Source organism: Micromonospora sp. H61 (genome assembly GCF_018070325.1).
GTDB classification, from domain to species: Bacteria; Actinomycetota; Actinomycetes; order Mycobacteriales; family Micromonosporaceae; genus Micromonospora; species Micromonospora salmantinae.
Genome location: NZ_JAGPXY010000016.1, coordinates 96,725 through 107,170, shown reverse-complemented (window position 1 = coordinate 107,170; position 10,446 = coordinate 96,725). Strand labels below are relative to the sequence as shown.

11 protein-coding genes, 1 tRNA gene and 1 pseudogene are annotated in these 10,446 nt (G+C 71.2%); 6 read left to right on the top strand and 7 right to left on the bottom strand.

The annotated features are described in order from the left end of the window. Positions 1-904: pseudogene (locus KBX08_RS11365) on the bottom strand (hypothetical protein); the annotation flags it as partial. Between the two features lie 123 nt (positions 905-1,027). Between KBX08_RS11365 and KBX08_RS11360 the strand changes: the two are divergent. Both KBX08_RS11360 and KBX08_RS11355 read left to right on the top strand, forming a co-directional pair. After that, complete coding sequence (locus KBX08_RS11360; RefSeq protein WP_210783103.1) at positions 1,028-1,708, top strand: PASTA domain-containing protein; 681 nt, start codon at positions 1,028-1,030, stop codon at positions 1,706-1,708. Positions 1,709-1,869: 161 nt separating this feature from the next. After that, a complete protein-coding gene (locus KBX08_RS11355) occupies positions 1,870-2,751 on the top strand; it encodes a PASTA domain-containing protein (RefSeq protein ID WP_210783101.1) in 882 nt (293 codons plus the stop codon). Positions 2,752-2,758: 7 nt separating this feature from the next. Here KBX08_RS11355 and KBX08_RS11350 read toward each other — a convergent pair whose 3' ends face one another. Further along, positions 2,759-3,220: a hypothetical protein gene (locus KBX08_RS11350; protein WP_210783099.1), complete on the bottom strand. Its 462-nt coding sequence runs from the start codon at positions 3,218-3,220 to the stop codon at positions 2,759-2,761. Between the two features lie 98 nt (positions 3,221-3,318). Further along, positions 3,319-3,603 carry a hypothetical protein gene (locus KBX08_RS11345; protein WP_091396374.1) on the bottom strand — a complete coding sequence of 95 codons (285 nt, stop codon included), beginning with the start codon at positions 3,601-3,603 and terminating at the stop codon, positions 3,319-3,321. A gap of 631 nt (positions 3,604-4,234) precedes the next feature. On the opposite strand from KBX08_RS11345, the gene KBX08_RS11340 reads away from it, so the two are divergent. The 3 genes from KBX08_RS11340 to KBX08_RS11330 all read left to right on the top strand — a co-directional run bounded on the left by KBX08_RS11340 (position 4,235) and on the right by KBX08_RS11330 (position 5,918). Further along, on the top strand, positions 4,235-5,116 hold the full coding sequence (locus tag KBX08_RS11340; RefSeq protein ID WP_091396372.1) for a helix-turn-helix transcriptional regulator: 882 nt from the start codon (positions 4,235-4,237) through the stop codon (positions 5,114-5,116). After that, positions 5,086-5,307 carry a DUF397 domain-containing protein gene (locus KBX08_RS11335; protein WP_091396369.1) on the top strand — a complete coding sequence of 74 codons (222 nt, stop codon included), beginning with the start codon at positions 5,086-5,088 and terminating at the stop codon, positions 5,305-5,307. Before KBX08_RS11340 ends, KBX08_RS11335 begins: the two co-directional genes overlap by 31 nt. Positions 5,308-5,519: 212 nt before the next feature. Next, positions 5,520-5,918: a hypothetical protein gene (locus KBX08_RS11330; RefSeq protein WP_210783097.1), complete on the top strand. Its 399-nt coding sequence runs from the start codon at positions 5,520-5,522 to the stop codon at positions 5,916-5,918. Here the strand turns inward: KBX08_RS11330 and KBX08_RS11325 are convergent. After that, positions 5,886-6,485 (bottom strand): hypothetical protein, encoded by a 600-nt coding sequence (locus tag KBX08_RS11325; protein WP_210783095.1) that lies wholly within the window; start codon positions 6,483-6,485, stop codon positions 5,886-5,888. The genes KBX08_RS11330 and KBX08_RS11325 overlap by 33 nt on opposite strands. A 216-nt stretch (positions 6,486-6,701) precedes the next feature. Here KBX08_RS11325 and KBX08_RS11320 point away from each other — a divergent pair, with 216 nt between their 5' ends. Further along, complete coding sequence (locus KBX08_RS11320; protein WP_210783093.1) at positions 6,702-8,258, top strand: S8 family serine peptidase; 1,557 nt, start codon at positions 6,702-6,704, stop codon at positions 8,256-8,258. A gap of 66 nt (positions 8,259-8,324) precedes the next feature. Here KBX08_RS11320 and KBX08_RS11315 read toward each other — a convergent pair whose 3' ends face one another. From KBX08_RS11315 to KBX08_RS11305, 3 genes are all read right to left on the bottom strand, one after another. Beyond that, positions 8,325-9,131, bottom strand: coding sequence for a WecB/TagA/CpsF family glycosyltransferase (locus tag KBX08_RS11315; RefSeq protein ID WP_210783091.1), 807 nt, complete (start codon positions 9,129-9,131; stop codon positions 8,325-8,327). After that, positions 9,128-10,243 carry an NAD-dependent epimerase/dehydratase family protein gene (locus KBX08_RS11310; protein WP_210783089.1) on the bottom strand — a complete coding sequence of 372 codons (1,116 nt, stop codon included), beginning with the start codon at positions 10,241-10,243 and terminating at the stop codon, positions 9,128-9,130. Before KBX08_RS11310 ends, KBX08_RS11315 begins: the two co-directional genes overlap by 4 nt. Before the next feature lie 64 nt (positions 10,244-10,307). Beyond that, a tRNA-Leu gene (locus KBX08_RS11305) sits at positions 10,308-10,393 on the bottom strand. Between the last annotated feature and the right edge of the window lie 53 nt (positions 10,394-10,446).

The following is a 10,446-nucleotide window of genomic DNA, read 5'->3' as shown; positions in this document are numbered from 1 at the left end:
CGGGGCCCGCCGGGCCGGCGGCCGCCGCACCCCCGCGGTGCCCGCCCGACCGGGCGCACCGCCGGGCGGCCAGTACGCCGATCAGCAGCGCGGGCACCAGTGCCAGCAGCGCACCGGGCCAGTAGAGCTGGCCCCCGATCCAGTACCGGGCGTGGTCCGGGTCGAACTGCCAGGTGCCGAGTTGCGCGCCGGTCAGCCCTCGTCCGACGCGTACCCCGTCGATCACGGAGATCACCGCGAGCAGCCAGAGCCAGGCGGCCGTCGCTGTCACGTTGACCGCGGCGGCTCGGGAGCGAAGCGCCCAGATCGCGACGAGGACGCCGATCAGGATGCCCAGCGTCGCCTGTACGGCGGCCGTCCGTTGCGGAGCGCCGGTGTCCGCGCCGGTCGCGACCCGCGCGGGTACCGCGATCAGCAGCACCGTGACCAGCCCGCCCAGCCCGGCGCCAAGCGCCAGGGCCACCCGGCGCAGCAGGCCACCTCGGTCGTGGACCGGCGGCTCGGCGACCGGTGGTGGCGTGCCCGCCACCTCAGGCCGGCCGGTGTCGACGGCCGGTGAAGGCCCGTCGACCTGGCTCTCGTGCTCCGGCCTACGGTCGTCGAGCTGCTGGCCCTCGTGGCCGGCAACACCGTCGGGCGACGTTTCCGGAGAGGTCACGGTCTTCGCCGGGGCGCTCCGTTGGTGCAGCCGCTGCGCGCAGACCGCGCCGAGGACCGTCGAGCTGGCGGCGAGCCAGGTGGCCCAGGCGAGGCCGTCCGCCCAGGCTGTATCGGTCGCACCGGCATCGGTGGGCGTCCAGGTGATGACGCCGAGCCCGTAGCCGAAGCCCAGTTGTGCGGCACCTGCGCCGGCAGCGACCCCGATTGCCGTCGCGATCGACACTCCCCAGCCCTGTCTGGCCATGCCGGGCAGCGTAACGTCCCGTCGTCGGCGCGGCGAGTCGCAAAGACCCGCCGGTGTGGACCGCCGGTGCGGGCGGATTGGGCGGCGGGCGGTACGGTCGCCGGTGATGAGGCGGTGGGCGTAATGACGGACACGAACACGGGCCAGCAGAATGCCGCCGGTGGCGGTGCGGGCCGGGCCAGCGTCGTGCTCGGTGGTGGGTTGGCGGCGGTCCTGCTCGCCGCCGTGGGCGCGACCGGCGGCTGGTTGCTGGCCGGCGAGGACGACGCACCCTCTGGTGACCCGCTGGCCGTTGCGACCACGGCTGGCGCGTCGACCACCCGGGCCACCGCACCCCGACCGAGCAGCGGCCGGCCCACACCGTCGGCGGTCCAGACCTCCGCCACCTCGACCAAGGGGGCCGGCCTGACCGTGCCGCCGGTGATCGGCACCGACTTCGAGCAGGCCCGGGATACGCTGCGCAAGCAACGGCTGGGTTGGCGGCTGGTCTTCGGTGGCGGGGTCGGCCGTACGGTCGAGAGCACCACACCGGACGTGGGCACCGAGGTCGCCCGGGGGACGACGGTGCAGCTACAGGTCGCCGGGCCGGCGCCGGCCGCCGAGGTGCCGGACGTGGTCGGCAAGAGTTGCGCCGACGCCGCCGACGAGTTGGTCGACGAGGGCCTCTACCCGCGCTACCTCAGCGGACGTACTGGGAAGGTCAGCCGGCAGGAGCCCGCCGAGGACGGCCCGGCCCGGTGGAACGACCAGGTCAGCATCTGGTGTGGCTCCGACGGCCAGCCGACCACGAAACCCACGCCCTGATTCCGGGCCGGCGGGTTCGAGCCTCCCGGCCCGTACCCGCCGTTCTGTCCCGCCGACAGCCGGCGCGGCTCGGCACGCTGATCCCCACCCATGGCGGTGTGGGCGACTAGGTTGGCGGTCGAGGGCCATGACGCCCGTCCGGGTTCGGGAAAGGACGTGCGATGAGCGACGACCGCCAGGAGCCGCCCGCCGGCGAGCACGACGACGACCGGACCCGGCCCCTGCCCTCCGCCGCTGACCGGCCGGCCCCGACCGGGCCCGCCGCCGACCGTCCGGCCCCGCCCGGCCCCGCCGTCGACGGCCCTGAGCCGACGCAGCCGACGCCAGCCGCCGCCGACCCGGACGAGACGGCACCGATCGACCGGACTGTCCCGGCTCGTCCCGACCTGTCGCCCGACCAGACCATGCCGATCGACAGGTCCGCCGGCACCGGGCCGGGTCCGCCGGCCGACCGGACGGCGCCGATACCGCCAGCCTGGTCCGGTCGGGCCGAGGTGCGCTCGCCCCGACCGGATGACCCCGGCGGTGAGTGGTACGTCGAGGAGCAGGGCGGTCGGCGGTGGTGGTTGCCGATCCTCTGGGGCGTACTGGCGCTGTTGCTCGCGGCCCTGCTCGGGGGGGCGCTCTGGTTGGTGCGTGGCCAGCAGGAGGATGACCGCGACGATCCGGGGCCCACGCCGTCCCCGCCACCGACCAGTGCCCCCAGCACTCCGCCGACCAGTGCAGCCCCCACGTCGGCGGCGCCCACCAGTGAGTCGCCGAGCAGTTCGCCGACCACTGACGCGCCGGACGAGCTGCCGGTGCCACCGCTCGCCGGCCTGCCGCAGGCCACCGCCGAGGGGCTGTTGGCTCGGCTCGGCCTGGCCTACCGGGTGGTGTACCGCCCGTCGGAACTGCCACCCGGGACGGTGGTGGGCACCGAGCCGGAGGCGGGCACGTCGGTGTCGACCGACGACGAGGTGTTGTTGATCATCTCGCAGGCCGAGCCGCCGACCGGGGCGAGCCCGACCACGCCGAGCACTACTGTGACGAACACGCCGTGACCGCTGGTCACCACATCCGGCGGCGGGTGCCGACGAGACCGATGCCGGCCAGGGAGATGGCGAGGCCGAAGATGCCGGACCAGAAGAGGGAGCGGCGGATGTCCGTGGCGCTGTGTCCGGCCGGAGCGGCTTCGGTGAGTTCCTGGGGGCCGTCGGACTGGCCGCCGGCACCAAGGCCGGACACCGGCCCGGTCGGGTCGGCACCACCAGCGCGGTCGGCCGGGGTGCCGGTGTCGATCCAGCCAGGTTCGTCGTAGACCGACTGGCCGTCGCCGTTCGGTGGGTCGGAGTCGAGCACGGTGATCTCCGGTGCGGGCACCGGTGCGGTCAGCCGGGTGGACGACATCGCCGGGTCGCGGACGAGGACCAGGAGTGTCGCCATCGCCCCGAGGAGGGCGAGGAGTCCGAAGGCACAGGCGATACGGGAGCGGTGGTGCCGCCGCAGGGCGGGCTGATTGACCATGACCATCCCAGGGTCAGGGTCCTGGACGAGCGGGTGGAACGGTGCCGGGGTGGGCGTACCGATTCTATGGCGGCGGCACGCCCACCGGCGGCGGTTCGGGTCGGTCAGCCCACCCGGAGCGGGGTACGCGCGACCGGGCGGCGGGCCCGCACTGTGTGCGGACGGGGTTCGGGGGCGGCCTGCAGTTGCTGCAGCCCTTCCCGCTGGACGAAGATCGACCGTCGGGTGACCGCGTCGCCCGCGGCGTTCAACTCGTAGCCGTCGAGCCAGAGCCAGCCGTCATAGGTCGGCCAGTCGAGCACCCGGATCACCCGGAACTTGATCGGCCTGAGGAACTGGACACTCGCCGCGCGTGTCACGTGCAGTACGTCACCGGTGCGGGGAAGCACATGGGCTCCTGGGGAGGATCGGCCGGCGGTTGCGCCGGCGGTGCCTGAACGGGGGACGTCTCGGCCGGTGACGGGGTCGTGCCTCGTGAACCGGTGGTGCGGATGGCGGTGGTCGGGCCGTACCCCGCTGGTGACGTGCCGCCACCCGACCACCACCCGGTTGCTTCCGGGAACCGCGCCCGCCGCCGCAGCTTGCCGGCTTGCAGCGGCGGGGTCCTTACCCCGGAGCAGGTCGCGTTGTCGTCGGCCGGGCCCGCGCCGTGCCCGGCTTCCCCGAAGCGGTGGGGTCACCACTCCGAGGGACCGAACGGAGACGCTGAGTGATCCGTGCCATACGGACAGAGTGCATCAGGGACGTGCTTCATGCAAGTTGCACGTCGACTTTTGCCGATACGTGAGCGTGTCGCGCGAAAGGCCTATTGAAGCCATCCGCGTCCGGGCGGCAGACTGGGGGCCGGTTTCGCCCGTCGCGGCCGGCCGAGGACCGGCACCACCCCTTCGTCGCGAACGCTCGCCGGTCGACGGTCGCGCCCCCCGGCGGGTGTCACCAGTGGCGCGTTACCGGAGGTAGCCCGAGTGGGGTCGAGCAGCCAGCGGCGGGGACCAGTGACTCACGGTCACGGGTTGCACGATGAGTGAGCGGCGCAGTCCTACCATCAGACGGCGGCGGCTCGGGGCCGAGCTGCGCCGCCAGCGGGAGTCCGCCGGGATCACCATCGAGGTGGTCGCCGAACAGTTGGAGTGCTCGGCTTCGAAGGTCTCCCGGATCGAGACCGGGCACACCACGGCCACCCCACGCGACGTGCGGGACATGCTGCGGATCTACGGCGTCGTCGGCGCCGAGAGCGACGAGCTCGTGCAGATCGCCCGGGAAGCCCGCCAAAAGGGCTGGTGGCACCCTTACAGCACGGTGCTCGTCGGCGCGTACGTCGGGCTGGAGGCGGCGGCCAGTTCGATCCGGGCGTACGAACAGCAGGTCGTTCCGGGTCTTCTGGAGACCGAGGAGTACGCCGGGGCCATGATCCGTGCCGCTCGGCCGGACTTCACCGCCGATCAGGTGCATCAAAGAGTGCGTGTCCGTTTGGGTCGTCAGTCGTTATTGACCCAGGACGATCCGGTCGATCTGTGGGTGGTGCTCGATGAGGCGGTGGTAAGTCGGCCGGTGGGCGGGGACGAGGTGATGCGCGGTCAACTCAAGCGGTTGGTCGAGGTGGCCGAGTTGCCGAACGTGACGCTGCAGATCCTGCCCTTCGAGGTGGGTGCGCATGCCGGCATGGACGGCACGTTCACGATCCTCAGCTTCCCTGAGCCCGGTGATCCGGATGTTGTGTACGCGGAGAACGCCACGGGTGGGCTTTTCCTCGAGAAGAGCGACGAACTACAGAAGTACAGCTTCATCTTCGATCACATCCGCGCTGCGGCCATACGTCCGGAGGAGTCCGTCGCACACATCGCAAAACTGGCAGAGGAGCCGTTGTGGAAATGGCGACCAAAGGGTTCCCCGTGGACCTGACGCAGGCAGCATGGTTCAAGAGCTCGAAGAGCGGGCCGAACTGTGACAACTGCGTGGAGGTGGCGTACGTGACGGGGGCGGTCGGAGTGCGGGACTCGAAGGACAAGGCGGGCCCCGCCCTGGTCTTCGCACCGGGTGACTGGCACTCCTTCGTTGCCGGCACCCGGGGTGGTGTGTTCGGCGCGGTCTGACCGACTGGTCAATGGAGTCCCCGTCCGGTTCGCCGGACGGGGACTCTGCCGTGTCCGCGGTGGGCGCGGCTGACTGTCGCGTCGCGGCGGGGTCGACGAGGTTCCGTCGGGATTCCCGTCGCCAGAGCGTCCCCGTCTCGTTGAACCGGTCGGTACGGCGCTGGTCGACGACCCGCCGCACCGACCCGCAACCGAGCGAGTAGGCGAGACGGATGACGACGATCGGTTCAGAAAACCTCACCACCGGTCCGGCGAAGCCGGAGCGGTTCGGTGGCAAGTACCGCGGCGCCCGTCGGGACACGGTTCTGACCGAGGTGGTCTCGACCGACCAGGAGCTGAGCGGGCGGGAGGGTGCCTCCGAGACGACGGATCCTCCGCTCTCGCTGCCCTCGCTGGACCCGAACCCGCTGATCGAGCCGTCGTTCCCGCCGGCGGGCTGGCCGATGCAGCCGCCCGAGTCCCTGGCGGACCATCCGTTGCTGCGTGGTCTGCTGATGGAGTTGCCGCCGAAGGGCACCGTGCCCTCGCAGGATTGGCTGGACCGCTGGTTCGAGGCCACCAGGTCGATCCTGGAACTGCTATACGTGCAGAGCGCCGGCCGCCCGCGTTGACCCTGCGACGGCGGGCTGGGCCCGCTCCGCGAAGCGGTTGTGGCGTAGCGCGTGCCGGACCCCGATGGCGATCACCGCGAGCGCGCCCACTGTGATCGCAGGCCCGGTGACGCCGGGGTCGGCTCCGAGGTCGGAGCCGGTGGCGGCGATCAACGCCGGCACCGTGGCCAGGGCGGTGACCTGTAGTGGCAGCCCGACGAGCGGGTGGGCCGCGGCGGCGCGCAGCCCGTGCGGCGCGGGGGTGGCGGGGGCGCTGGCGAACGCGCCCGCACCGGCCCACAGCCGGCGGATCCGTCGTACCGAGCAGACCGTCGCCACGAGCGCCGGGCCGGCGGCCAGGGTGAGCCCGGCGGCGGCCCGGTCGACCGGCGCGGTGCCGGCGCTGAGCAGCCCGCCGCCGAGCACGGTCGCGGTGAGCGCCACGCCGGTGAGGGCCAGCACCAGCAACCATCCGGTACGCCGACGCAGCATGCGGGTGTTGCGCAGCCGGGGAAGGCCGTCGGCAACGACGCCGGCGGCCAGCCAGACGGCGGCGACCGGGAGCAGGATGGTGAGCTGACTCTCCATGCTCGAGAGTCTTTCCCGAATCCTGGCGAGGCGAATCCGGGCGCGTCCCCCGTTCGCCCCGGACGCCGGGCCCGTAGGGGGTCATCACTCGAAGGTATGGCCGTTTCGACATGTTCAACTGACCGACGGCTGACTTACCCTCAGCTAGATCGGCGAGTGTCGATTGATGTTGGGACCGGTGGTCACGTTCCACTGCCGGTCAGAGGGAGGTAGGAGATGGGTCTTCCACGAAGGTCCGTACTGATCGGGGTGGCCGCGGCGACCGTGCTGGCCGTCGGCACCCCAGCCCTGGCCGCCGAACCCGTGGGTGTGGTTCGGGCCGCCGGCGGAGCCACCGCCGTGCCGGACAGCTACATCGTCGTACTCAAGGACAGCGCCGTTGCCCGGGACCGGGTCGGCGACACCGCGAAGCGGCTCTCCGGCCGCCACGGCGGCACTGTGGCCCGCACCTACGGCGCGGCGCTGCGCGGCTTCGAGGCCAATGTGAACGCGAGCGCGGCGGCGCGGATCGCCGCCGACCCGGCGGTGGCGTACGTCGAGCAGAACCACACCGTCTCGATCTCCGGCACGCAGGCCAACCCGCCCTCCTGGGGCCTCGACCGGATCGACCAGCGCAACCGGCCGTTGGACAACTCCTACACCTACCCGAACACGGCGAGCAACGTGCACGCCTACATCATCGACACCGGCATCCGGTTCTCCCACAACGACTTCGGCGGCCGGGCCACCTCCGGCTACGACGCGGTGGACGGCGGGTCGGCCGACGACTGCAACGGGCACGGCACGCACGTGGCCGGCACCGTCGGCGGGTCCGCGTACGGGGTGGCCAAGGCCGTCCAGCTCGTCGGCGTACGGGTGCTGAACTGCTCCGGCAGTGGCACCAACGCCGGTGTGATCGGCGGCGTCGACTGGGTCACCGCGAACGCGATCAAGCCGGCGGTGGCGAACATGAGTCTCGGCGGCGGCGCGAACAGCTCACTGGACAACGCCGTCCGCAACTCGATCGCCTCGGGTGTCACGTACGGCCTGGCGGCCGGCAACGACAACGGCGCCAACGCCTGCAACACCTCGCCGGCGCGTACCACGGAGGCCATCACGGTGGGCTCGACGACCAGCTCGGACGCCCGGTCGTCGTTCTCCAACGTCGGCACCTGCCTGGACATCTTCGCGCCCGGCTCGTCGATCACCTCGGCCTGGTACAACAGCAACACCGCCACCAACACGATCAGCGGCACCTCGATGGCCACCCCGCACGTGGTCGGAGCGGCGGCCCTGGTGGCCAGCGCCAACCCGAGCTGGACCCCGGCTCAGGTCCGCAACCAACTGGTGGCCAACGCCACCCCCAACGTGGTGAGCAACCCCGGCTCAGGCTCACCGAACCTGCTGCTCTACGTCGGCACCGGCAGCACCCCGCCGCCGCCCACCGGCTGCACCGGCACCAACGGCACCGACGTGTCGATCCCGGACGCCGGCTCGGCGGTGACCAGCTCGATCACCATCTCCGGCTGCGGTCGCAACGCCTCCTCGACCTCCACCGTCGCGGTGAACATCGTGCACACCTACCGCGGTGACCTGGTCATCGACCTGCTCGCCCCGGACGGCAGCTCGTACCGGCTGAAGAACAGCAGCACCTCGGACAGCGCCGACAACGTGAACGCCACGTACTCGGTCAACGTGTCCGGTGAGGCCGCCGACGGCATCTGGCGACTCCAGGTGCGGGACACCTACTCGGTCGACACCGGCTACATCAACACCTGGACCCTGACCGTCTGACCGGTCTGTGACGACCGAGGCCCCACCCGGCACGCCGGGTGGGGCCTCGCGTCGTACGGATCGGGCTCAGACCGAGAAGGTGGCCGGCCGCTCGGTGGCCGGGGCCGGCGGGCGGGCCTTCCACAGGCCGATCTTCTGCGCGGCGAGCCGGCTCAGGTAGACCGGGTTGAGGATGACGTAGCGGCGCCAGAGCCGCTTCGGCTCCAGACCGAGGCGCCAGAACCACTCAAGACCGACGCGCTGCATCCACGGCGGGGGCTGGCGCAGCAGCCCGGCGTGGTAGTCGAAGGCCGCGCCGACCGCCATCAGCGGCATGTCGAGCAGCGGCCGCATGGCGTACGCGAAGACCTCCTGGCGCGGGCAGCCGAGCCCGACCAGCACCAACCGGGCGCCACTGGACCGGATCCGGTCGGCGATCTCGGCGTCCTCACCGGGCTGGACGGCACGGAACTTGGACGGCTCCACCCCGGCGATCTTCAGAGCTGGGAACATCCGCTCCAGAGCCGGGATCAACCGGGCGAGAGTCTCCTCGGTCGAGCCGTACAGGTAGACCGGTAGCCCCTCGTCAGCGAAGCGCGACAGCACGTGCAGGGTCAGGGTCGGCCCGTACACCCGGTCGCTGAGCCCGGCGTGGTGCAGCAGGTTGAGTGCCCACCGCACCGGCTGCCCGTCCGGCGTGACCACGTCGAAGGAGTTGAGCCGCGCGTTGTGCGCCGGGTCGAGCACCCCGGTCATCACACCGTGCACGGCCAACGCGGTCAGCGCGAGGGAACGCCGCTCGTGTGCCGCGGTCACCACCGCGTCGGTCGCCGTGGCGTAGTCGGTGGCGTCGACCAGGACGCCGAGCACGTTGCGCTTCGTCCGGGCGGTCATGGCTGGGCCACCCACTTGTCCACGTTGGCCTCGTAGATTTCCCGCAGGATCATCGGCACGTCGTAAGTGATCTTCCAGTCCGGATACTGCGCCTCGAACCGGGCCATGCTGCTGACGTACCACTGGTGGTCGCCGGTGCGGTTCTGCTCGACGTAGTTGATCCGCGCCTCGCGGCCGGTGATCTCCTCCGCGATCCGGAACGCCTCGATGTGCGAGGTGTTGGAGTGCCGGCCGCCACCGAGGTTGTAGACCTCCGCGGATCGCGGGGCCCGGAAGAACGCCTCGAACGCGGTCAGCACGTCGTGCGAGTGGATCGCATCCCGCACCATCTTGCCCTTGTAGCCGAAGAGGTTGTACGTCCGGCCCTCCATGACGCAGCGCATCAGATAGGCCAGGAACCCGTGCAGCTCGGCCGCTGAGTGCGCCGGGCCGGTCAGCGTGCCGCCCCGGAAGCAGGCGGTCTTCATGTCGAAGTAGCGCCCGTACTCCTGGACCATCACGTCCGCGGCGACCTTGGAGGCGCCGAAGACCGAGTGCAGCGAGTGGTCGATCGACATCTCTTCGGTGATGCCCTGGTACCAGCGGTGGTCCTCGGGCAGCTCGTACCGGGTCTCCAGCTCGATGAGCGGCAGGCTGTTGGGCCGGTCGCCGTACACCTTGTTCGTCGAGCAGTGGATGAACGGCGATTCGATCGCGTGCCGGCGGGTGTTCTCCAGGATGTTGAGCGTGCCGCCGGCGTTCACGTCGAAGTCCGTGTACGGCTCCTTGGCTGCCCAGTCATGGCTCGGCTGGGCGGCGCTGTGGATCACCACGGCGATGTCCGAGCCGTACTTCTTGAACACCTGCTCCAGGCCGTCCCGGTCCCGGATGTCCACCGCGAAGTGGGTGTACGCGCTACCCAGGTCACGGCCGAGCCGTTCCAGGCTCCACGAGGTGGAGCCGTCCTCGCCGAAGAAGTACCGGCGCATGTCGTTGTCGATGCCGACGACATCCAGACCGAGGCCGGCGAAATGCCGGACCGCCTCGGAGCCGATCAGACCACCCGACCCTGTCACCAACGCGACACTCACACGCCACTCCTGGTCCATCGGAGGCAGAATCCATCGGAGCATAGCGTGACGTCCAGCACGCCCCGATATGACGGAAGGGCCCCGCATGAAGCGGAGCCCTCGTCGGTGGTGGGGATGGGGGGAGTTGAACCCCCACGCCCTTTCGGGCACACGGACCTGAACCGTGCGCGTCTGCCATTCCGCCACATCCCCGTGGCACAACCCGGAACACTCTAGCCGCCCGGCCCCGCTGTCTCCAACGGGCC

Coding starts and splice junctions, on each gene's coding strand:
- KBX08_RS11360 (WP_210783103.1), top strand. CDS start 1,028: ATGACGGACACGAACACGGGCCAGCAGAATGCCGCCGGTGGCGGTGCG.
- KBX08_RS11355 (WP_210783101.1), top strand. CDS start 1,870: ATGAGCGACGACCGCCAGGAGCCGCCCGCCGGCGAGCACGACGACGAC.
- KBX08_RS11350 (WP_210783099.1), bottom strand. CDS start 3,220: ATGGTCATGGTCAATCAGCCCGCCCTGCGGCGGCACCACCGCTCCCGT.
- KBX08_RS11340 (WP_091396372.1), top strand. CDS start 4,235: ATGAGTGAGCGGCGCAGTCCTACCATCAGACGGCGGCGGCTCGGGGCC.
- KBX08_RS11335 (WP_091396369.1), top strand. CDS start 5,086: ATGGCGACCAAAGGGTTCCCCGTGGACCTGACGCAGGCAGCATGGTTC.
- KBX08_RS11330 (WP_210783097.1), top strand. CDS start 5,520: ATGACGACGATCGGTTCAGAAAACCTCACCACCGGTCCGGCGAAGCCG.
- KBX08_RS11325 (WP_210783095.1), bottom strand. CDS start 6,485: ATGGAGAGTCAGCTCACCATCCTGCTCCCGGTCGCCGCCGTCTGGCTG.
- KBX08_RS11320 (WP_210783093.1), top strand. CDS start 6,702: ATGGGTCTTCCACGAAGGTCCGTACTGATCGGGGTGGCCGCGGCGACC.
- KBX08_RS11315 (WP_210783091.1), bottom strand. CDS start 9,131: ATGACCGCCCGGACGAAGCGCAACGTGCTCGGCGTCCTGGTCGACGCC.
- KBX08_RS11310 (WP_210783089.1), bottom strand. CDS start 10,243: ATGCTCCGATGGATTCTGCCTCCGATGGACCAGGAGTGGCGTGTGAGT.